At 73.8% G+C, this 20,594-nt stretch carries 20 protein-coding genes; 13 read left to right on the top strand and 7 right to left on the bottom strand.

Annotated elements, in window-relative coordinates; genetic code table 11:
- Positions 1-44 precede the first annotated feature (44 nt).
- Complete coding sequence (locus IFT77_RS07195) at positions 45-731, bottom strand: response regulator transcription factor (RefSeq protein ID WP_123547862.1); 687 nt, start codon at positions 729-731, stop codon at positions 45-47.
- The gene (locus IFT77_RS07190; RefSeq protein ID WP_192040880.1) at positions 728-1,918 is read right to left on the bottom strand and encodes a cell wall metabolism sensor histidine kinase WalK; all 1,191 of its coding nucleotides are present in this window, start codon (positions 1,916-1,918) and stop codon (positions 728-730) included. The genes IFT77_RS07195 and IFT77_RS07190 overlap by 4 nt, the downstream gene beginning before the upstream one ends.
- A gap of 193 nt (positions 1,919-2,111) precedes the next feature.
- Here IFT77_RS07190 and phoU point away from each other — a divergent pair, with 193 nt between their 5' ends.
- Both phoU and IFT77_RS07180 read left to right on the top strand, forming a co-directional pair.
- Entirely contained in the window at positions 2,112-2,765 is a 654-nt protein-coding gene (phoU, locus tag IFT77_RS07185) for a phosphate signaling complex protein PhoU (protein WP_123547860.1), read from the top strand.
- A 110-nt stretch (positions 2,766-2,875) separates the two neighbouring features.
- On the top strand, positions 2,876-3,409 hold the full coding sequence (locus tag IFT77_RS07180; RefSeq protein WP_192169622.1) for an AAA family ATPase: 534 nt from the start codon (positions 2,876-2,878) through the stop codon (positions 3,407-3,409).
- 63 nt (positions 3,410-3,472) lie between these two features.
- On the opposite strand, the gene IFT77_RS07175 is transcribed toward IFT77_RS07180, so the two are convergent.
- On the bottom strand, positions 3,473-4,216 hold the full coding sequence (locus tag IFT77_RS07175; RefSeq protein ID WP_192169621.1) for a phosphoglyceromutase: 744 nt from the start codon (positions 4,214-4,216) through the stop codon (positions 3,473-3,475).
- Positions 4,217-4,257: 41 nt separating this feature from the next.
- Here IFT77_RS07175 and IFT77_RS07170 point away from each other — a divergent pair, with 41 nt between their 5' ends.
- Positions 4,258-5,034: a class I SAM-dependent methyltransferase gene (locus tag IFT77_RS07170; protein ID WP_192169620.1), complete on the top strand. Its 777-nt coding sequence runs from the start codon at positions 4,258-4,260 to the stop codon at positions 5,032-5,034.
- A 3-nt stretch (positions 5,035-5,037) separates the two neighbouring features.
- On the opposite strand, the gene IFT77_RS07165 is transcribed toward IFT77_RS07170, so the two are convergent.
- From IFT77_RS07165 to IFT77_RS07150, 4 genes are all read right to left on the bottom strand, one after another.
- Positions 5,038-6,102 carry an FUSC family protein gene (locus IFT77_RS07165; protein ID WP_192169619.1) on the bottom strand — a complete coding sequence of 355 codons (1,065 nt, stop codon included), beginning with the start codon at positions 6,100-6,102 and terminating at the stop codon, positions 5,038-5,040.
- Between the two features lie 5 nt (positions 6,103-6,107).
- Positions 6,108-7,235, bottom strand: coding sequence for a folate-binding protein YgfZ (locus tag IFT77_RS07160; RefSeq protein WP_192040874.1), 1,128 nt, complete (start codon positions 7,233-7,235; stop codon positions 6,108-6,110).
- Positions 7,228-7,863 (bottom strand): FABP family protein, encoded by a 636-nt coding sequence (locus IFT77_RS07155; RefSeq protein ID WP_123547854.1) that lies wholly within the window; start codon positions 7,861-7,863, stop codon positions 7,228-7,230. The genes IFT77_RS07160 and IFT77_RS07155 overlap by 8 nt, the downstream gene beginning before the upstream one ends.
- A 198-nt stretch (positions 7,864-8,061) precedes the next feature.
- A complete protein-coding gene (locus IFT77_RS07150; RefSeq protein WP_192040873.1) occupies positions 8,062-8,355 on the bottom strand; it encodes a hypothetical protein in 294 nt (97 codons plus the stop codon).
- A 119-nt stretch (positions 8,356-8,474) separates the two neighbouring features.
- Between IFT77_RS07150 and IFT77_RS07145 the strand changes: the two genes are divergently transcribed.
- The 10 genes from IFT77_RS07145 (at position 8,475) to IFT77_RS07100 (ending at position 20,508) form a co-directional block, all read left to right on the top strand.
- Positions 8,475-9,155 carry a winged helix-turn-helix domain-containing protein gene (locus IFT77_RS07145; RefSeq protein WP_123547852.1) on the top strand — a complete coding sequence of 227 codons (681 nt, stop codon included), beginning with the start codon at positions 8,475-8,477 and terminating at the stop codon, positions 9,153-9,155.
- Positions 9,152-9,982, top strand: coding sequence for a mycothiol synthase (mshD, locus tag IFT77_RS07140; protein WP_192040872.1), 831 nt, complete (start codon positions 9,152-9,154; stop codon positions 9,980-9,982). Before IFT77_RS07145 ends, mshD begins: the two co-directional genes overlap by 4 nt.
- 422 nt (positions 9,983-10,404) lie before the next feature.
- A complete protein-coding gene (locus IFT77_RS07135) occupies positions 10,405-10,698 on the top strand; it encodes a WXG100 family type VII secretion target (protein ID WP_133738336.1) in 294 nt (97 codons plus the stop codon).
- 94 nt (positions 10,699-10,792) lie between these two features.
- Positions 10,793-11,083 carry a hypothetical protein gene (locus tag IFT77_RS07130; RefSeq protein WP_192169618.1) on the top strand — a complete coding sequence of 97 codons (291 nt, stop codon included), beginning with the start codon at positions 10,793-10,795 and terminating at the stop codon, positions 11,081-11,083.
- Positions 11,083-12,567 (top strand): hypothetical protein, encoded by a 1,485-nt coding sequence (locus IFT77_RS07125; protein ID WP_192169617.1) that lies wholly within the window; start codon positions 11,083-11,085, stop codon positions 12,565-12,567. The genes IFT77_RS07130 and IFT77_RS07125 overlap by 1 nt, the downstream gene beginning before the upstream one ends.
- Positions 12,564-13,190, top strand: a complete 627-nt coding sequence (locus IFT77_RS07120) for a hypothetical protein (protein WP_192169616.1) — start codon at positions 12,564-12,566, stop codon at positions 13,188-13,190. Before IFT77_RS07125 ends, IFT77_RS07120 begins: the two co-directional genes overlap by 4 nt.
- The gene (locus tag IFT77_RS07115; protein ID WP_192169615.1) at positions 13,187-13,876 is read left to right on the top strand and encodes a hypothetical protein; all 690 of its coding nucleotides are present in this window, start codon (positions 13,187-13,189) and stop codon (positions 13,874-13,876) included. Before IFT77_RS07120 ends, IFT77_RS07115 begins: the two co-directional genes overlap by 4 nt.
- Positions 13,873-14,940, top strand: a complete 1,068-nt coding sequence (locus IFT77_RS07110; protein WP_192169614.1) for a hypothetical protein — start codon at positions 13,873-13,875, stop codon at positions 14,938-14,940. Before IFT77_RS07115 ends, IFT77_RS07110 begins: the two co-directional genes overlap by 4 nt.
- The gene (locus IFT77_RS07105; RefSeq protein ID WP_192169613.1) at positions 14,937-19,337 is read left to right on the top strand and encodes an FtsK/SpoIIIE domain-containing protein; all 4,401 of its coding nucleotides are present in this window, start codon (positions 14,937-14,939) and stop codon (positions 19,335-19,337) included. Before IFT77_RS07110 ends, IFT77_RS07105 begins: the two co-directional genes overlap by 4 nt.
- Before the next feature lie 13 nt (positions 19,338-19,350).
- On the top strand, positions 19,351-20,508 hold the full coding sequence (locus tag IFT77_RS07100; RefSeq protein ID WP_192169612.1) for a hypothetical protein: 1,158 nt from the start codon (positions 19,351-19,353) through the stop codon (positions 20,506-20,508).
- Positions 20,509-20,594 lie beyond the last annotated feature (86 nt).

Genomic DNA, 20,594 nt, shown 5'->3' with positions numbered 1-20,594 from the left:
CTCTCTCGTGTGGCCCCACGACGTGTCGTCGCGGCGACGGGGCGCTAGGCCTCGATGCGGTACCCGAGCCCGCGCACCGTGACGAGCGCCTTCGGCTCCGACGGCACCGGCTCGATCTTCGAGCGGATGCGCTTGATGTGCACGTCGAGGGTCTTCGTGTCGCCGAAGTAGTCGGAGCCCCAGACGCGGTCGATCAGCTGACCGCGGGTCAGCACGCGGCCGGCGTTCCGCATCAGCAGCTCGAGCAGCTCGAACTCCTTGAGGGGCATCGCTACGTCCTCGCCGCGGACGGTGACGACGTGCCGCTCGACGTCCATCCTGATGTCGCCCGCCTCGAGCACGCCGTCGGCGAGGTCGTCGTCGTCGTCGACCCGGCGGCGCAGCACGGCGCGGATGCGGGCGAGCAGCTCCCGCGTCGAGTACGGCTTCGTGACGTAGTCGTCGGCGCCCAGCTCGAGCCCGACGACGATGTCCACCTCGCTGTCCTTCGCCGTCAGCATGACGATGGGCACCTGCGACTTCGAGCGCAGCACCCGGCAGACCTCGGTCCCCGGGATGCCGGGGAGCATGAGGTCGAGCAGCACGAGGTCGGCACCGGTCTTGTCGAAGGCGGCCAGGGCCGAGGGGCCGTCGTCGGCCACGGTGACGCGGTAGCCCTCGCGCTCGAGGATGAACGCCAGGGGCTCGCTGAGCGACTCTTCGTCCTCGACGATCAGGATGTGGGTGGTCATCGGGTATCGGTGTCTCCTCGTGTGGTGACCGGGATGGGGACGCTGCGGGTCTCAGGACGGGTCTCGACCTGGGGCAGACGGACGGTGAAGGTCGACCCGCTGCCGACCTGGGACCAGACGCGCACGTCGCCGCCGTGGTTCTGCACCACGTGCTTGACGATGGCGAGGCCGAGCCCGGTGCCGCCGGTGCGTCGCGAGCGTGCCGGGTCGACTCGGTAGAAGCGCTCGAAGACGCGCTCCAGTTCTTCTTCGGGGATGCCGAAGCCCTGGTCGGTGACGGCGACCTCGACCGAGCCGTCGCCGCCCGAGGCGAGGCCGATGCCCACCCGCGAGCCGTCCGGCGAGTACGCGATGGCGTTCGCGACCAGGTTGTCGACGGCCGTGACGAGCATGGCCTCGTCGCCGAGCACCTTCGCGCTCTTGCCCCCGCGCACGATGAGCTCGACGGACCGCGCCTCGGCGACGACGCGGTTGCGGTCGACGGCGGTGTCGACGACCGACCGCAGGTCGATGGTCTGCGACGCCCCGAGGGCGTCGACGGCCTGCAGGCGCGACAGCTCGATGATGTCCTGCGTCAGGCGCCCGAGCCGGTCGGCCTCCTGCGTGAGGCGGCCCGCGAAGTGGCGCACCCGGTCGGGGTCGGCCGAGGCGGCGTCGAGCGCCTCGGCGAGCAGGCCGACGGCACCGATGGGGGTCTTGAGCTCGTGGCTGATGTTGGCCACGAAGTCGCGGCGCATGTCGTCGAGGCGTCGGCCCTCGGTGTGGTCCTCGGCGAGCACGAGCACGTAGCGGCCGCCCAGGGCCGCCGCCCGGACGCCGAGCTGGATGGTGGCCTCGGAACCGGGGAGGCGCGCGAGGGTGAGCTGCGCCTCCTGCGGCTCGCCCTCGTGGCGGACCCGGCCGACCATGGCCTCCATCTCGGGGTGCACGAGGTGGTGCTGCGCCGAGACGAGGCCGAGCTGCGTCGCCGCCGCCGACGCCTTGAGTACGTTGCCCGACGGGTCGACCACCATGCCGGCGGACTCGAGGGCGTCGAGCACCGCGTCGATGCCGTCGGGCAGGGTGCTGTCGACCAGGGCCGCGACGCGCGCGGCTCGGTGCTGCGCCGCCACGACGACGAGCACGATCGCCGCACCCACGACGGCGCCGAAGAGCAGCGACGCCGGCACCAGCCAGGCGGAGTCCATGCGGTCGACTTTAGTGAACAGCCGGGGGCCGCATCGACCGCCCCCTGCCCATCCGCTGTACTTTGGTGACTGTTCAGTCGCTGGGCACCAGTCGTTAACCTCCACCCGAGAGAGTCGTCTGGAATGTGCGGGCGACGTCGTCTGCGGCACGGGCGCACACCCGCCCCGACACCACGAGAGGTCCCATCACCACATGCGCGAGGTATTCCAGCAGGAGCTGCAAGAGGTGCAGGAGCGCCTCGTCGAGATCGCAGGCCTCGTCGCGATCTCGATCGACAACGCCACCACCGCCTTCAACGAGTCGAACGTCACCCTGGCCGAGAAGGTCATCGCCGACGACGACCAGATCGACCAGCGGGCCATCGCGCTCGACGAGCTCGCGATCGACATCCTCGCCCGCCAGAACCCCGTCGCCCGCGACCTGCGCATCGTCGTGAGCGCGCTGCGCATCAGCTCGTCGCTCGAGCGGATGGGCGACATGTCCGAGCACATCGCCCAGCTGGCGCGCTACCGGTTCCCGGAGAAGGTCGTGCCGAAGTCGCTGCGCCCCACCTTCAAGGAGCTCGGCGAGCTCGACGTCGCGATCGCGCACAAGCTGACCGAGCTGCTCACGACCGAGGACGTCCGCCTCGCGGAGGAGATCCGCAACGACGACGACCGCATCGACGAGCTGCACCTCAGCGTCTTCGACAAGGTCCTCGGCGAGACCTGGAAGGGCGCCGCCGTCGACACCGTCGACTCGACCCTCGCGTCGCGCTACCACGAGCGCTTCGCCGACCACGCGGTGTCGATCGCCAAGAAGGTCCAGTACCTGGCCACCGGCGACTGGGTCGCCCCCGAGGCCTGATCGGCCCTCAGGCCTCATCGGCCCCTGCGGCCGCCGTGCCGTGACGCGCAGGAGGCGCGGTGTCCGCTCGTCGGACGCCGCGCCTCCTGCGTCGCGAGAGGATGGTGGGCATGGCTTCCGTCGCGATCCTCGTCAACGGTCTTCCCGGCTCCGGCAAGACCACCCTCTCGGCCACGCTCGCCGGGGTGCTGGGCTGCCCCCTCCTGGCCGGGGACCCGATCAAGGAGGCGCTGGCCGACCTGGCCGGGCCGATGATCGCCCCCGAGGCGCTCGGCTCCATCGCGATGGACACGGTCTGGTCGATGGCGGCCGAGGTCGAGGCCGGCGTGGTCGTCGACTCGTTCTGGCACCGGCCGCGCGACCTCGAGCTCGCCCGGGCCGGGGTCGCGCGGGCAGGCTCGCCGCGAACGCTCGAGGTGTGGTGCGACGTCGACCCCGACGTGGCCCTGCAGCGCGTCGTCGACCGGCTCGCCGCCGGCGGTCGCCACCCCGCGCACGGCACCGTCGAGTCCACCCGCGCGTCGTGGGCCGAGTGGGCCGAGGCTGCCGCGCCGCTGGGCGAGTGGCCCGTGCTGCGGGTCGACACGAGCACGCCGGTCGACGTCGACGTCCTCGTGATGGAGATCAGCGAGCAGTTCGTCTAGGCACGACGAGGCCCGCACCTGCGCGGAGCAGGGCGGGCCTCGTCGTGACGGGACGGAGCGGGGCTATTTCTTGCCCTGGTTCGCCACGGCCGCGGCTCCGGCGGCGGCGGCCTCGGGGTCGAGGTAGCGCGCGGGGCCGGTGGGGCGGAAGTCGTCGTCGAGCTCGTAGACGAGCGGGATGCCCGTCGGGATGTTCAGCTCGGAGATCTCGTCGTCGCTGATGCCGTCGAGGTGCTTCACGAGCGCGCGCAGCGAGTTGCCGTGCGCGACCACGAGCGTGACGTCGCCGGCCGCGAGGCTCCGGGTGATGTCGCTCTCCCAGTAGGGGATCATCCGCTCGATGACGAGGGCGAGCGACTCGGTGCGCGGCGCGTCGATGCCGAGCTCGGCGTACCGCTTGTCGTGGGCCTGCGAGAACTCGCTGTCGTCGTCGAGCGGGGGCGGCGGCACGTCGAACGAGCGGCGCCAGGTCTGGAACTGCTCGGGGCCGTACTGCTCGAGGGTCTGGGCCTTGTCCTTGCCCTGGAGGGCGCCGTAGTGGCGCTCGTTGAGACGCCAGGAGCGCTTCACGTCGATCCAGAGGCGGTCGGCCTCCTCCAGCGCGATGTCGGCAGTCTGGACGGCGCGGGTCAGGCGCGACGTGTAGAGGATGTCGGGCAGCAGGTCGTGCTCGCGCAGCAGCTCGCCGGCGCGCTTGGCCTCGGCGCGCCCCTGCTCGGTGAGCCGCACGTCGACCCATCCCGTGAAGAGGTTCTTGGCGTTCCATTCGCTGTTGCCGTGTCGCAGGAGGATGAGCGTCGAAGTCATGCCTCCAGCGTATCGCTGCGCCCCGGTGCGAGACTTGGCGCATGCCCGTCGGATCCGTCACCCGCGGCACCACCGGCACCAACCGCCTCCGTCGGGTCGACCGCTGGATCGCCGCCCACCCGGCGCTGCGCCGCGCCGACGACCCGCTCGTCGTCGACCTGGGGTACGGGGCGAGCGCGACCACTCCCCTGGAGCTGCACCAGCGCCTCCTGCGGGCCCGTCCCGACGTCGAGGTCGTGGGCATCGAGATCGAGCCGGAGCGCGTGCGGCGGGCGCAGCTCTCGGCGCGGCCGGGCGTCAGCTTCCGGCTCGGCGGCTTCGAGGTGCCGCTCGACGGCGGCCGTCGGCCTGCGGTCATCCGGGCGTTCAACGTGCTGCGCCAGTACGACGAGTCGCAGGTCGCCGCCTCCTGGGCGTTGATGACGTCGCGCCTGCAGCCGGGGGGCGTGCTCGTCGAGGGGACCTGCGACGAGATCGGCCGCGTCTCGAGCTGGGTCGACGTCGACGAGGAGGGGCCCCGCACGTTCACGATCTCGCTGCGGCTGGCCTCGCTCGAGCTGCCCTCGATCGTGGCCGAGCGGCTGCCGAAGGCGCTGATCCACCGCAACGTCCCCGGCGAGCGGGTGCACGACCTGCTCGTCGACCTCGACCGCGCGTGGGCCGTCGCGGCGCCGCTGTCGGTCTACGGGCCGGTGCAGCGCTGGGTCGCGACCGTCGAGGGCCTCCGGGCGGGCGGCTGGCCCGTGCGGCACGGCCGCACGCGCTGGCGGCTCGGCGAGCTCACGCTGCCCTGGGCCGCGGTCGCGCCGCGCGCCTGAGCGTCAGACGGGCGCGAGCCGCCGCCGGGCCTCGGCGTGGTCGAGCCCGGTCGCCATCAGCAGGTCGATCACGAGCGGCCGCATCATCAGCACCACCATCGACTCGGTGACGGGCGACCCGGGTGCGACGACCGCCGGGTCGAGCCGGCCCGCCACCGCGCTGAGGGCGTCGCGCGCGACCGGCACCCGCTCGACGTCGTCGACCGACTCGCCCAGCACGGCCACCGCGCGGCCCGTGCTCTCGAGCACGTCGGCGAGGCCGAGGCGGTCCCTCCCGTCGCCGACCGCGGTGTCGATGCGCCGGGCGATGACGCGGAGGTTGCGCACGGCGAGGTCGACGTCCTGGCGCAGCTCCTGCTGCTGCCGCAGGTAGGGGAGGCGCGAGCGGAGGAACGGGGACAGCCGGGAGATCGAGACGGCCGACTCGAGCGTCGAGGCCCAGTCGTCCAGCAGCGGCTGGGTCGACCGGAGGCGGCGCAGCGCCTCGTCGGCCCGGCGGACGTCGTCGGTGCGGAGCGCCTCGACCAGCGCGGCGAAGGCCGCGGCGAGCTCGGCGAAGAGCATCCGGGCGTCGAGGCGGACGAGGCGGATCGGGTCACGCGGCACGATCGCGGTGACGGCCAGCGCCACGGCTCCCCCGACGGCGCCGTCGATGCTGCGGACGAACGGGCCGCCGTCGGGGTCGGGCAGCAGCATGACGAGCATCGCCTGGGTCGCGGCCGCGGCGGCGAAGCCCGCGCTCGGCGACGCGAACCGCGCGACCGCGAGCACCACGAGCAGCACGACGGCCACCTGCCAGCGGCCCTTGCCGAGCGCGAGCAGCATCACCTCGCTCAGGGCGATGCCGATCAGGATCCCGACGGCGTTCTCGAGCACGACCTTCGGCCGGGCGTCCCGCGCGAGGCCCAGCGACGAGATGGTGATGGTGACGGCCAGGAGGGGCACGGCGTGGCCGAGGCCGTAGTGCGCGATCGAGTACGACGCGGTGACGGCGACGACGATCTGCACGATCGCGGGCAGCGCCGTGACCGTGCGCCGCGCCGAGGCCCGGACGTCGAGCCGCGCCACGACGGCTAGCGGCGGACGGCCCCCAGGCGCGGCAGCCGGGGCACCCCGGCTGAGGCGCCCGCGGAGGCCGGCACGATCGTCTGCGGGGAGGCGGCGACGACGATGTCGGCCGAGAGGACCGCGAGCGGGGCGGTCTCGTCGGTGGTGCGCTTGACCAGCGCGAGGGCGATGGGGCCGAGCTCGTGGTGCACGGCGGAGGAGGTGACGTGGCCGACCTCGCGGCCGGTGTCGGCGGCGAGCACGACCGGGTCGCCGTGCACGGGCAGCACCGAGTCGCTGCCGTCGAGGTGCAGCATCACGAGGCGCCGCGGCGGGTGCCCGATGTTGTGCACCTTGGCGACCGTCTCCTGGCCGCGGTAGCAGCCCTTGGCGAGGTGCACGGCGCTGCGCATCCAGTCGAGCTCGTGCGGGATGCTGCGCTCGTCGACCTCGGTCGTGAGGCGCGGGCGCCAGGCCTCGATGCGCAGGGCCTCGAGCGCGAGCGTGCCCGCGGCGGGCACCGAGGAGGCGGCGAGCGCGTCGAGGTCGGACCGCGCGACCAGCGTCTCGCGGGCCGTCCACTCGCGACCGGGGTGGGCCTCGGCGTCGGCGTACGAGTGGCCGCCGACGGCGACCTCGGACCACGGGTCGACCCAGACGACCGGGACGCCGGCGGGGGCGAGCACGGGGACCGGCAGCGCGACGTCGCCGAGCGAGCCGATCGTCGCGACGTCCGCGGTGCGGTCGGCCACCTCGACGCGGAGCATGAAGCGCATCCGGTCGAGCCAGGCGCGCAGGGGCTCGGCCTCGGGGAGGTCGACGAGCAGCCAGGTCGTCTCGCCGTCGTCGACGACCCGCGCCGCGTGCTCGAGGCGACCGTTGGCGTCGAGCAGGAGCGTCTCGGTCGAGTCGCCGGGGGCGAGGCCGGTGAGGCTCTGGCTCGTCAGCGAGTGCAGCCAGGTGAGCCGGTCGGGGCCGCTGACGGTGAGGACGCCCCGGCTCGAGAGGTCGACGATCGCCGTGCCGGCGGCCAGGGCGCGCTGCTCGGCGACCGGGGTGCCGTAGTGCGCCGCCACGCCGGTGCCGTCGCCGACGAAGCCGTCGCGGCCGGAGAACGGCGAGACGACGGCGGGGACCTGGTCGGCGTCAGCCAACGCGGGCCAGCCGACCCGACGCGTGCGTGCGCAGTTCCTGGCCGAGGGCCGCGACGTCCCAGGCCCAGAGCAGGTCGTTCTCGACGAGGCCGTACATGCGGGTCGCCGCCGAGTACTCCTTCGCGTTGCTGGACCGGAGCACCGCGTCGGTCGACAGGTCGATGCGCGGGCCCTTGACGCGGCCGAGGTAGAGCTCGTTGACGCCGGTGGGGTGCACGAGCTGGACCTCGAGGCCGAACCCGTCGTCGGGGCGGCGGAGGATCTCGACGGTCTGGGCGGTCGAGTAGGGAGCGACGCCCTGGCCGGGCAGCATGCCGGGGCCGCGGTCGCCGACCTCGGCCGGCCGCTCGAGGCGCCAGAAGCCGGTCTCGCTCGCCAGCGGGGTGCGCTCGTCGTCGAGCTCCCACGAGAACGAGCTGTAGTTGAGCCAGGGCGCGCCGTCGTGGCTGAAGCTGACGCGCTGTCCGAACTCGTGGGTGCGGCGCACGGCGGGCGGCTTGCCGTCGACGGGAGCGTCGGGGTCGCCGTCGCCGATCTTGTAGTCGACGACGCCGGTGCCCTCCCAGACGCCGATCAGCCACGACAGCGGGACGAGCTCGGCCGGCAGGTCGGTGGGGATGTCGATCACGGGTCTAGCGCTGTCCCTTGAACAGCTTGACCAGCACGACGACGGAGACGAACGCGATGGCGAGCGACGCGAGGCCGAGGAGCCCGATGTAGAAGATCTCGAGGGCGAGCAAGGAATCCATGCCCCGAGCCTACCCGGGGGGCGACGAGATGGACAGGCGCAGGAGGCGCGGTGCGAGCAGCGTCGAACGACCTGCGGTCAGCGCAGCAGCGCGACGACCCCCGTGGTGAGCGCCAGGAGCACGAGGCTGCCGCACAGCGCGAGCATCGTGCGCGAGACCAGCCCGTCCTTCTCGCTCGTCGCGAGCTGCAGGACGAACGTGAGGAGGATCGAGCCGCCCAGGGCGAGCGACAGCCACGTGTAGTGCTCGTCGCCGGTGGTGGTGACCGCGATGACGACGCCGGCCACGAGGGCGAAGAGCCAGACGGGGACGATGGTCACCGGCTTGAGGCGCGCGAGGCGGCTCGGGGTGCTGTCGGGTGCTGTGCTCACTGGGGTCGTCCCTCGTTCGTGACCTGCCGCCCTGCTCTAGCATCGGGGTGGTCGGGGTGGTCCGGGCGGTCGTCGCCCTTGACCTAGGCTGTTCGACAGTACATTCACTGGAGGTCCGTGTGGCACAGCTGTTGGTCCTGACCTCTGCCGGCTCCTCCGACGTGCTCCCCGCACTCGCCCTGCTCAGCCACCGTACGCGGCAGATCCCGGCCGAGCCCGCCCAGCTCGTCAACGCGCCGTCGAGCGACCTGATCTTCGTCGACGCCCGCGTCGACCTGGCCAGCGCGAAGTCGCTCTGCAAGATCCTCCGCACGACCGGCGTCACCGTGCCGCTCGTGCTGGTGCTGACCGAGGGCGGCCTCACGGCCGTGAACCACGAGTGGGGCGCCGACGACGTCGTCCTCGAGACCGCGGGCCCGGCCGAGGTCGACGCCCGGATCCGCCTCGTGGTCGGTCGCCTGGCGCAGTCGCAGACGGGCTCGAAGATCCACGCGTCCGGCGTGGTCATCGACGAGGCCAGCTACTCGGCCAAGGTGCACGGCCGGCCGCTCGACCTCACCTTCAAGGAGTTCGAGCTGCTCCGCTTCTTCGCCACGCACCCCTCCCGCGTCTTCACGCGCGAGCAGCTGCTGAGCGAGGTGTGGGGCTACGACTACTTCGGCGGCACGCGCACGGTCGACGTGCACGTGCGTCGCCTCCGCGCCAAGCTCGGCGACCTCGAGTCGCTGATCGGCACGGTGCGCAACGTGGGCTACCGCTTCAACGTGTACGACGACGAGCCGGGCGCGGTCGTCCGATGACCTCCGTGCCCGAGCCGGCCGAGCTCGACGCTGCCGGCCTCGAGTCGCTGGCGCGGGCGGCCCAGGCCGTGGACGGCAGCCCGCCGGTGAACGACCAGGCGCTCGTCGAGGCCCGGACGGGCCAGGCGCGGCTGCTCGGCGACGAGCACGCGGCCGCGGTGCTCCGACCCGGCGAGGTCGAGCTCGTGGTGCACCCCGACCACCGGCGACGCGGGCTCGGCTCGGCGCTCGCCCGTCGCGTCGTCGACGAGACGACCGGCCCGCTCGCCTTCTGGGCGCACGGCGACCACCCCGGCGCCCGCGCCCTCGCCGCGCAGCTCGGGCTCGTCGAGACGCGGCGGCTGCTCCAGCAGCGCGCGCCGGTCGAGCGACGCACGCCGCGCCTCCGTGACGGCGACCGCATCGCCGCCTTCCGGCCCGGCGACGACGACGCGGCCTGGCTCGACCTCAACGCCCGCGCCTTCGCCGACCACCCCGAGCAGGGCTCGCTGAGCCAGGCCGACCTCGACGCCCGCAAGGCGGACGACTGGTTCGACGCCGGCGACCTGCTGCTGCTGTGGCGGGGCGACGAGCTGCTGGCCTCCTGCTGGCTCAAGCTCGAGGCCGACCAGCCGGGCGAGTTCTACGCCGTCGCCGTCAGCCCCGAGCACCAGGGCGAGCACCTGGGAGGCGCGGTGGTCGACGCCGGCCTCGCCCGCCTCCTCGACAGGGGCGTCAGCACCGCCGCCCTCTACGTCGAGGGCGACAACGCCGCCGCGCTGCGGCTCTACGCGGCACGCGGGTTCGTCGACCACGCCGTCGACGTGCAGTACACGCTCTCGCGCTGACCCGTCCTCGCGCGCCGCCCCGCCCTCGCGCGTTGGACCGCCTTCTCGCGCTGACTCATCCCCGCACGCAGGCCCGCCTCGGCGCCGACGCGCACCGACCTGCCCGTCCTGACCCGTCGGATCGCGCACTCGGACGTACCCCGATCCGGGTGAACGGCGGGGTGAACTGCGACTCCTTCACAATTCTGTGCAACTTCGTGCGCACTGCGCAATAAACGCCGGTCACGCACGCGATGCCCGTGAGTACGGGCCCCCGGTAGCGCAGCAGGTCGTTCGGTCGTCGAGATTAACACTGTGTGACCGGCCCCCGATCGGGGGCCGTCGGCCCCTAGCTTCGATCTCGGTTCGCCCCGGCGGGCCACCGATCACGCCCGGCCGACACCGCCCGGGCGACCACACGGAAGACGACCCCGAGGAGCACCATGCCCAACTTGAACGTCACCTACGGCGACATGCGCGACGCGGCCACCCGCCTGACCAACGGCGAGGCCGACATCGAGTCGAAGCTCCGCGAGCTCAAGGCGCAGGTCGACAGCCTGATCAGCGGCGGCTACGTCACCGACCAGTCGTCGGTCGCCTTCGGCACCTCGTACCAGGAGTTCAACGACGGCGCCACGAAGACCATCCAGGGCCTCGAAGGCATGAGCTCGTACCTCAACAGCGCCGCGGAGGCGCTCGAGCAGACGGACTCCGAGCTGGCCAAGGCGCTCAAGTAGCGCGTCGCCGCGGTCCCGCTCCCGTCGCGGGGCGGGACCGCGGCGTTCCCCCTCCGCCCCACCTCCTTCGCCCCGCCTCACGAACGGACGCCCCATGCCAGACCTCATCGTCGACGGAGAAGCCCTCCGCACCTCGATCGACTTCCTCTCCCGCGTGCGCGACGAACTGGGGAACCAGATGTCGGGCCGGGACGAGAACCACGACATCTTCGGCCAGAGGGACCTGAACAAGGCCATGCGCGACTTCGCCGGCGACTGGAAGATCCACCGCGAGAAGATCAAGGGCGACGTCTCGAAGCTGCACGACAAGCTCGTCGAGATGAGCGAGACCTGGGACGAGGCCGACGGCGAGATGGCGAAGAGCATCAGCACGGAGACCGTCTGATGGGCGCGCGTCCCGGAGAGTGGGCCCTGCTGCACGAGAGCCGCGACCCCATGTCGGCCGACGTCGCGCAGGTGCAGGTGCTCGCGGCTTTCTACGACGACATGGCGCGCACCATCCACGAGCAGGCCGACGTGCTGAAGCGCATCGGCGACGGCGACGAGAGCCAGTTCAAGGGGCAGAGCGCCGACAAGGTCCGCGAGAAGAGCAAGTCCGTCGGCGCCTCGCTCGAGCAGATGTCCGGGCGCTACGACGCCGTCCGCGACGCGCTGCGGTCGTACCTGCCCCAGCTCGAGCATGGCCTGGCCGAGTCGGCGTCCGCCCTGCAGGAGGCGGTGGCCGCCCGCGACTCGATGTCGCAGGCCACCGGGATGGCCGACCCCCGCCAGGACCGCCCGGACGACGCTCCCCCGCTCACGAGCGAGGAGGAGGGGGCCGGCCGCGCCAAGGACGCCGCGCTCGACTCGGCCCAGGGCGCCACGGCCGCCGCGATCGCGCACCTCCGCCGCGCCCAGGCCGACCTCGACGCGGCCGGCCACGCCGCCTCCTCGACCATCAGGGGAGCGTGGGACGACGGGCTGCACGACACCCTCGGCGACAAGATCCGGGCCTTCTTCAAGAAGTTCCTCGCCATCCTCATCAAGATCCTCACCTGGATCGGGATCGCCCTGGCGATCATCGCGATCATCATCCCGGGACTCGGCTTCGTCACGCTGATGGCGGCCGTGACGGCCGGCGTCGCGTTCGCGGCGACGATCGCCCAGGCCGCGATGGGCGACGCCTCGTGGCTGACCGTGCTCATGGCCGGCATCGGCATCCTCTCGCTGGGCGCAGGCGCGCTGATCACGAAGGCGACGAACGCGACCAAGGGCGCGATGATCGCCGGAGGCGCCGCCCACACGACGAAGATCACCAAGGTGATGGAGAACACGGTCAAGGTCAACGCGGCGAACCTCCGGGCCAAGCGGATCGAGCTCCTCGACGACCTGGCGGCAGGGCGTGGCTCCGTCGCGGACATGAAGACCAAGTTCGCGGAGATCACCGCCAAGGCCAAGGACATCGAGGCCGCAGCCGCCAAGAACTTCAAAGCGGGCGACCTGGGCGAGGTCAAGCCGAACTGGTGGAACCTCGGCCGGGCAGGCGACATCGCCAAGTTCGACAAGAAGACGTTCCTGGACCGCTTCGGCGAGAAGGGCTGGTCGTTCGAGAAGGTCATCGGGATCGGCGGGCTCAACAGCCTCAAGGAGATCGCGACGAAGGCGTCGCAGAGCGGCATCAGCCTCAGCTCGATGCAGCACGTCCAGGGCCTGACCTACTTCACGGGCGGCGCGAAGGTGTTCGGCTGGGGCAGCGCGGCCTTCGGCCTCGGCGCGAACCCCACGGGCATCGGCGCCGACCAGCTGCGCTGGCAGGCCTGGGAGGACGCCAAGGCGAACTTCCCCGGGGGCACGCCGTCCGTCGCCGAGGTCGAGGCGAGCACGCTGTGAGCCTGGCGGATGCGGGCGGATCCGTCGTGGTCGTCGACGTCGACCCGCCCGCGTGGCTGCTCGTGCCCGCGGACGGGGAGGTGGACGCCGGAGCGTCGACCTCCTGGCGAGAGGGTGCCGCCGAGCTCTTCGCCCTCTCGGCCGAGGCCGACCGCGAGGCGGGGGTCGTTCCCCCCGACGTGGACGTCGAGGTCGCGCTCGACAGCTTGCTCGCGATGGCCGCCTTGCTGGGCGACACCTCCCGCCTCGCCGCCGGCTTCTCGGTCCCCGGAGCCTGGCCGCTGCCGGTCGTCGTCGACGCCGGGCTGACCGGCGCCGACGCCCCCGACCTGCTCGAGCTCGGTCGCGCCCGGGGCGGCTCGCCGCTCGAGGCGCCCCTGATCGACGAGCTGCCGGACGACGTCGGCCCCGGCGTCGTCGTGACGCGCTTCGACCTGGACCACGATGGCCGCATCTGGGCGACCGTCACGGCCGCCGCGAGACGCGACGGACTCGACGCGACCGCCACCTGGCGGAGCACCGACCTGAGGCTCGCGGCGCTGCAGACGCCGGCCCTCGTCGAGCTGCTCGGACGTGTGCGCCTCGTCGCCCGCGCCGACCGACTGCAGGAGACGACCCGATGACCACCGCGACTTCCCCCACGGGGGCGCCCGCCGCCTCCTTCGCCCTCGCCCTGCCGACCGGGTGGGCCCGGCTGCCGGCGCGCGCCGAGCAGACCGCCGAGCTCGCTCGCGAGGTCGACCGGATCGTGCGCGAGGCTCTGCCCGACGACCTGCCCCGCGACAGCGCCGAGCCGCTGCGCCGTCAGCTGCGGCGTCGCCTGACGGACGCGGTCGAGGAGGCAGGGCGGGCCGGCGCGAACGCCGTCTACCTGCCCGCGTCGATCGACGGGTTCGCCCTGCCCGTCAGCCTCAGCGAGGCCGAGGTCGACGACGAGTCCGAGACCGAGCCGGTCCGCATCGTCGCCGACCTGCTGAGCGACGCCGGCCAGCTCGACGGCCTGCGCGACGTCGACGGCGCCGCGGCCGCCCGCACGGCCGTCACGATCGCCTCCGACCAGGCCGAGGGCTCGTGGGAGCGCACCTGGTCGAGGCGCGTCGTCTACACGATCTCGGTGCCGCACCGGCCGGGGCGCTGGGTCGTGCTGACCTGGTCGGCCGTCTACGGCGACGAGCCGAGCGAGCGCCTCGCCGACGCCCTCGTCGAGCTGTTCGACTCGATCATGACCACGTTCCGCTGGACCGACGTGCCGGGCGAGGACCCGACCCCGGTCGAGCTCGCCGTCGCCGCCGCCGAGGAGGCGCGGTGACGGCCACGGCCCTCGCGGTCGACCTGCCCCCGATGCTCGAGCCGTTCGGCGACCTCGCCCTCACGGTGGCGGGGCTGCTGACGGTCGCGGTGCTCGCGTTCACGATCCCGGTCTGGGTCGCGTCGCGCCGGGTGGTCAAGGTCGAGGCCGTCGCCTGGGCCGACGACGTGCGCGGCGACCCCTCGGCGACCTGGGCCGCCGACCGCGCGCTGCGCGTGCTGCTCGCGTCGTGCGAACGCGAGCACGTGGTGTTCCCGGGGCTCGCCCGCGTCGTGGTCGGCCTCGAGCGCATCGACGTCGACCTCGTCACGCCCACCGTCGCGCCCCCGGCTCCGTGGAGCACCAGCCGCGACGGCCGCCGCTGGTCGGCCCCCGTCGAGCTGGTGCAGCTCGAGGCGCTGCCGCCCCGGCGCCCCGAGGGGCTCGCGACGGTCGTCGCGCTCGGGTCGTCCGCCGAGGGCCGTGTGCTCGTCGGGCTGCACGCGCTGCACGGCGTCCTCGGGATCGACGGCGACCGGTCCGCCCGCCTGGCCGTCGCCTGCCGGATCGCCGACCAGCTCGCCACCTCGCCCTGGAGCCGGTCGACGGCGGTGCTGCGCGTCGGCGTCCGCGACGACGAGGTGGCGGCCGGTGCCCTGCTGTCGCTCGACGACGCCCTCGACGTCGTCGTGACGGGCGCCTCCTCCGGGGTGCTGTTCCTCTCGGAGGTGCCCTCGGCCTCGGCCTGGACCGCCCTCCGCTCCGCCCTCGAGCGACCCGAGAACGGCTGGGGGGTCGTCCTCCTCGCCCGCCACGACCAGGTGCGCTGGCAGCTCACTGCGCGGCGCGACGGCACGCTCGTCGGCGACGCCGTCGGCGAGCTGCGCTGGGTCGACGTCGCGCTGAACGGCCACGACGCCGTGGCCGTGCCGGCCGGGCTGCCGCGGTCGGCCGCCGAGGGCGCTCCGTCGTCGCCGCCCGTGCCCTCCCTGCCGGTCGCCCCGGGGACGGCCCCGGCCGGCCGTCGGCGCGACACGAGCCGAGGAGGCGCCGCCCGCCCGGGCGACGCCGTGCCGACCCGATGAGGGTCGTCCTCACCGTCTCCGACGACGTCGCCGGGACGCGCTCCGACCTCGTCGTCGACGCCCCCGGCGAGACGCCGCTCGCGCTCGTGCTCGACGCGATCGGCCGCGAGGTCGGCACCGTCTCGCGGATGCCCGAGGGGGTCGACGAGCAGGCGACCTTCGCGACGAGCGGCCTGCTCGACGGGGCGCTCCTGCACGTCGGCTCCGTGCCTCCCGGCCGTGCCGCCCCCGGCGTCGTCGACCTGCGCCTCGTCGGCGGCGTCGGAGCCGGCCGCTCTGCGCCGCTCGTCGTCGGACGGACCCTCCTCGCCGTCGACCCCGACGGGGACCTGGTCACCGGCGTCGCCGACCTGCCCGCCGTGGCCGAGGTCGACGTCTCGTTCGACGCAGCCGTCCGCGTGCGTGCCGTGCTGCCCGAGGGCGTCGGCGGCGCGGCCGCCCCGGCCCTGCTCGAGGAGGAGCCGCTCACGGACGAGTGGACGCCGTGGCCGCCCGAGGCCCGGCTGCGCCTCGGCGAGTCCGTGCTCGCCGCGCTGCCCGCGACCGTCCCGGACGTCGTGCTGCTGCGCGCGCCCGACTCGGGCTGGGTCGACTACAACCGCCCGCCGCGCCTGCTGCCCCCGACGCCGCCGGTGAAGTACGTGATCCCCCGGGTGCCCGCCCCGCCGCAGCGCTCGCCCCTGCCCTGGATCATGGCGGCCGTGCCCGCGGTCTTCGGGATCGTGATGGCCGTGGCGTTCCAGCACGCGTTCTACCTGATGTTCGCCTTCATGTCGCCGATCATGATGATCGGCACGACGGTCACGAACCGCCGCAACGGCAAGAAGAGCCACGGCAAGGCGCTCGCCGAGCACCGCGAGCTCGTGGCGCGCATCGAGGGCTGGGTCGACGACTCGATCGACGCCGAGCGCGATCGTCGGCGGTCGCGCGCCGCCGACGCGGCCGAGCTGCGCACCGCGGCCCGGGTGCCCACGCACCGGCTCTGGGAGCGCCGCCCGACCGACCCCGACCACCTCCACGTCCGCGTCGGCACGGCCGACCTGCCGAGCACGGTCGAGATCCAGGACGAGCGCTCGACCGACCAGCGGAGCACGGCCACCGGCACGACGCGGCAGGTGCCCGTCGTGCTGTCGCTGGCCCGCACCGGCGTGCTGGGCGTGGCCGGTGCCGGGAGCCACCCGCGCCTCCTCGGCCGCTGGCTGGTGGGCCAGCTCGCGGTCGCGCAGAGCCCGCACGACGTGCGGCTGGTGGTGCTCACGTCGGTGGCGTCGCTGCCGGCGTGGGAGTGGACGACCTGGCTGCCGCACGCACGCCCGGGCGACGGCGACGACGCCCTGGCGGCGATGGGCGCCGACGGCGAGACCATCGGCCGGCGCCTGGCCGAGCTCTCGCTCGTGCTGCAGGAGAGGCGTGCGGCGTCGACGGCGTCGCACTCCTCCCGCCCGGCCCGGTTCTCGCCCGAGTACGTCGTGGTGCTCGACGGCGCCCGACGCCTGCGCGCCATGCCGGGAGTCGTGGGGCTGCTGCGCGACGGGCCCGAGCACGGGATCCGCGTCGTCTGCCTCGACGCCGAGGAGTGGCAGCTGCCCGAGGAGTGCACGGCGACCGTCGTGCAGCACGCCGACACGCGGCTGACGGTGCGCGAGCAGGGCCGGGCCGACCTCGACGACGTGCTGGCCGACCTCGTCGTCGACGACTGGTACGACGACGTCGCGCGCGACCTCTCGCCGATCCGCGACCTCAGCTCGAGCGAGACCGCAGGCCTCGTGCCCGACTCGGCGGCGCTGCTGCCCGTCCTCGGCCTCGAGCACCCCACCGGCGAGCTGCTCGCCGAGCGCTGGCGGCGCGACGGCGGGGCCTCGACCTCGGCGGTCGTCGGGGTCTCGATCGACGGCCCGTTCTCGATCGACATGGTCTCGGACGGCCCGCACGGCCTCGTCGCGGGCACCACCGGGTCGGGCAAGTCCGAGTTCCTGCAGACGCTCGTCGCGTCGCTGGCCGTCGAGAACCGGCCCGACGCCATGACGTTCGTGCTCGTCGACTACAAGGGGGGCGCGGCGTTCGCGGCCGTCGCCGACCTGCCGCACACGGTCGGCCTCGTCACCGACCTCGACAGCCACCTCGTCGAGCGCGCGCTGCGGTCGCTGCGGTCCGAGCTGACGCGGCGGGAGCACGTGCTGGCCGCGTCGGGCGCGAAGGACGTCGAGGACCACGACGAGCACCTGGCCCGCGGCGGTCTCGGCGAGCGCCTGCCGCGCCTCCTGATCGTCATCGACGAGTTCGCCGCCCTGGCGAAGGAGCTGCCCGACTTCGTCAGCGGGCTCGTCGGCATCGCCCAGCGCGGCCGGTCGCTCGGCGTGCACCTCATCCTCGCGACGCAGCGGCCGTCGGGCGTGATCAGCCCCGAGATCCGCGCGAACACGAACCTGCGGGTGGCCCTGCGCATGACCGACACGGGCGAGAGCTCGGACGTGATCGACGTGCCCGACGCGGCGCGCATCGCCAAGTCGCTGCCCGGCCGGGCCTACGCGCGCCTCGGGCACTCGTCGGTCGTGCCGTTCCAGTCGGCGCGCGTGGGCGGGCGGAGCGCCCTCGACAGCGACGGCACGACGGCTCCCCCGTTCGTCCGCCTCTTCGACTGGCGCGACGCCGCGCTCGCCCTGCCGACCAGGCCCGCCACCGGGGCGACCGCGGTCGAGACCGACCTCACCGTGCTCGTCGGGGCCCTCCGCCGGGCCACGGAGCTGTCGGGCCTCGGCCGTCAGCGCAGCCCGTGGCTGCCGCCCCTCGAGGCCGTCGTGCCGCTCGACCTGGTCCCGCCGGAGGCGCGGGCCGGCCAGGGCGCGCCCCTCGCCTTCCGCTGGGGCACCGAGGACCTGCCCGACCGGCAGGAACAGCGCGCCGCCACGATCGACCTCGACCAGCTCGGGCACCTCTACGTCGTCGGCGCCCCCGGCTCCGGTCGCTCGCAGGCGCTGCGGAGCATCGCCGCGGCGGCCGCCTCCGCGGTGTCGAGCGACGACCTGCACCTCTACGGCCTCGACTGCGGCAACGGCGGCATCACGTCGCTGTCCGGGTTCCCGCACACGGGCGCGATCGCGCAGCGCACCCAGCTCGAGCGGTCGACCCGGCTGATCGACCGCCTCGTCGCCGAGATGGGGAGGCGGCACGAGGTGATCGGGACCGCCGGCGTCGCCAACATCGCCGAGCAGCGGGCCACGGCCGCGCCCGAGGACCGGCTGCCCCACGTGCTCGTGCTGATCGACCGGTGGGAGAACTTCGTCGGCACGCTCGGCGAGCTCGACGGCGGGCGCCTGACCGACTCGGTCCAGGCGATGCTCCGCGACGGGGCCGGCGCGGGCCTGCACCTCGTCATCTCGGGCGACCGGTCGCTGCTGACCAGCCGGATGGCGGTGCTCACCGACGACAAGGTCGTGCTGCGGCTCACCGACCGGCTCGACTACAGCCTCGCGACGATCGACCACAAGACGCTGCCCGCCGAGATCGGCGCGGGCCGGGGCTTCCGCTCCGGCAGCGGCGTCGAGGTGCAGGTCGGCGTGCTCGGCGACGACGTCAGCGGGCAGGCGCAGGTGGCCGCCGTGCGCGCCCTGGCCGAGCGCCTGCAGGCGGTCGAGCCGAGGGGCCTCCGCCGCACCTCCCCCCTGCGGGTGGACGACCTGCCGAGCCAGCTCGACCTCGACGCGGCGCTCGAGCTGGCCGGCGCGGACGCCAGCCGACCGCTCTGGGCCCTCGTCGGCGTGGGCGGCGACGAGATGACGGCGCAGGGCATCGACCTCGAGGCGGACGCCCCGACCTTCGTCGTGGCCGGCCCGTCGCGCAGCGGCCGCAGCACGATGCTGCTCACCATCGCCGAGTCGCTGCTGCGGGCCGGCACCGAGATCGTCGTCGCGGCCCCTCGCCCCTCGCCCCTCCGCGGGCTGGCCGGGCACCCCGGCGTCCGGGGCGTGCTGACCGGCTCGGACCTCGTCGAGGACGACCTCGCTCCCCTGCTCGCGCCCGACGGCAGGCCGGTGGCCCTCGTCGTCGACGACGGCGAGCTGCTGCTCGACGTCAGCGCGAAGCAGTGGCTCCGCTCGTTCGTGCAGTCGGCGGCCGACCACCGTCGCGCGCTCGTGCTGGGCGGCAACGCGAACGGTCTCGGCGCGGGCTTCTCGGGCTGGCAGGTCGAGGCGAAGAAGAACCGCCGCGGGGCGCTGCTCAGCCCGCAGGCGACCCTCGACGGCGACCTCGTCGGCGTCCGGGTGACACGGTCGATGGTGTCGTCGCGGGTCGTCCCCGGGCGGGCGCTCGTGCACCTCGGCAGCGGCGAGCCCCTCACCGTGCAGGTGCCCGTGGCGCCGACGAGGGCGGCGGTAGTGTTGGCCGGTCACGACTGACCAGGGGGACCAGATGAGCGACGACGCACTGCCGCAGGCCGAGGGCCAGACCGCACCGGGGGCGAGCGGAGGGCCGACGCCGGGGCCGCAGCACGAGCCGTCGCCGTCCCCCTCGCCGTCGCCGTCGCCGTCGCCGTCGCCGAGCGGGCGTCGCGGCTGGAGCCGACGCCGCACGCTGCTGATCGGCGGGGCCGTCGTGCTCTTCGCACTCGGCGTCGTCGCCGCCGTCGTGGTGGGCCGCACGGCCGCCACGCACCGGCCGGAGGGCGCGGCCGTCGCGTACCTCGAGGCCGTGCAGCAGGGCGACGTCGAGCGCGCGATGTCGCTCGACGGCACCGAGGTCGGCGACGACGACGTGCTCCTCACGAACGACGCCTACGCGGGCGTCACCGACGGGGTCACGGGCTGGGACGTGTCCGGGTCGCGGGTCGACGGCGACTCGGCAGTGGTCGTCGCCGTCGTGCAGCAGGGAGGCGAGGGCGGTGCCGTGTACGACCAGCAGTTCGCCCTCGAGAAGGACGGCACCGACCTCCTCTTCTTCGACCGCTGGACGCTCACGCCCGTCGAGCTCGGCACCCTGACCGTCCAGGTCGGCGCGCCCGACGCCGCCGTCGTGACGGCGGCCGGCGTCGAGGTGCCGCACGCCGGCGCCGAGGGCGACACGGTCGAGCTGCGGGCGTTCCCCGGCAGCTACCCCGCCACGCTCGACGGGGCGGGTGCCTACGAGGCGGACGACGTCGTCGGGATCGCGACCGGCGCTTCCTCGACCGGCAGCCCCGCCACGCTCGTCGCGACGCTGACCGACTCGGGCCAGGCCGCAGGCCGCGCCGCCGTCGACGCGTGGCTCGCCGCGTGCGTCGCCAGTCCCGACCTGAAGCCCGCCGGCTGCAGCTTCCAGATCCTCAACGAGCCGACCGGCTACACGCTGACCGACCAGAAGTGGACGCTCGAGACGACGCCCGTCTACGAGATCGGCGAGTGGACGAGCCAGGGCTGGCAGGTCGAGGCCACGACGGAGGGGTCGGCCGTCTTCACCTCGACGGTCAGCGACGGCGCGGGCTCCACCGGCACCTTCAACTCGGTGGGCTCCGTGCGGGTCCCGATCCAGGGAGTCATCCCGGACGTGACGGCCGAGGGCGCGACCTTCACGTCGACGCTGCTGCAGTACTGACGCCCCGAGCCCCGCTTCACCCTCGGGGCGTCGACCGGGGTACGCGTCGGGGTACGAGGACGCCTGTCGAGGGCCTACTCGGAGCT

It is taken from the genome of Frigoribacterium sp. CFBP 13729 (genome assembly GCF_014841875.1).
Classification (GTDB): domain Bacteria; phylum Actinomycetota; class Actinomycetes; order Actinomycetales; family Microbacteriaceae; genus Frigoribacterium.
This window is presented reverse-complemented; position numbering and strand designations above follow the sequence as displayed.

Coding starts and splice junctions, on each gene's coding strand:
- IFT77_RS07190 (WP_192040880.1), bottom strand. CDS start 1,918: ATGGACTCCGCCTGGCTGGTGCCGGCGTCGCTGCTCTTCGGCGCCGTC.
- phoU (WP_123547860.1), top strand. CDS start 2,112: ATGCGCGAGGTATTCCAGCAGGAGCTGCAAGAGGTGCAGGAGCGCCTC.
- IFT77_RS07175 (WP_192169621.1), bottom strand. CDS start 4,216: ATGACTTCGACGCTCATCCTCCTGCGACACGGCAACAGCGAATGGAAC.
- IFT77_RS07105 (WP_192169613.1), top strand. CDS start 14,937: ATGAGGGTCGTCCTCACCGTCTCCGACGACGTCGCCGGGACGCGCTCC.
- IFT77_RS07180 (WP_192169622.1), top strand. CDS start 2,876: ATGGCTTCCGTCGCGATCCTCGTCAACGGTCTTCCCGGCTCCGGCAAG.
- IFT77_RS07100 (WP_192169612.1), top strand. CDS start 19,351: ATGAGCGACGACGCACTGCCGCAGGCCGAGGGCCAGACCGCACCGGGG.
- IFT77_RS07195 (WP_123547862.1), bottom strand. CDS start 731: ATGACCACCCACATCCTGATCGTCGAGGACGAAGAGTCGCTCAGCGAG.
- IFT77_RS07130 (WP_192169618.1), top strand. CDS start 10,793: ATGCCAGACCTCATCGTCGACGGAGAAGCCCTCCGCACCTCGATCGAC.
- mshD (WP_192040872.1), top strand. CDS start 9,152: ATGACCTCCGTGCCCGAGCCGGCCGAGCTCGACGCTGCCGGCCTCGAG.
- IFT77_RS07115 (WP_192169615.1), top strand. CDS start 13,187: ATGACCACCGCGACTTCCCCCACGGGGGCGCCCGCCGCCTCCTTCGCC.
- IFT77_RS07125 (WP_192169617.1), top strand. CDS start 11,083: ATGGGCGCGCGTCCCGGAGAGTGGGCCCTGCTGCACGAGAGCCGCGAC.
- IFT77_RS07170 (WP_192169620.1), top strand. CDS start 4,258: ATGCCCGTCGGATCCGTCACCCGCGGCACCACCGGCACCAACCGCCTC.
- IFT77_RS07135 (WP_133738336.1), top strand. CDS start 10,405: ATGCCCAACTTGAACGTCACCTACGGCGACATGCGCGACGCGGCCACC.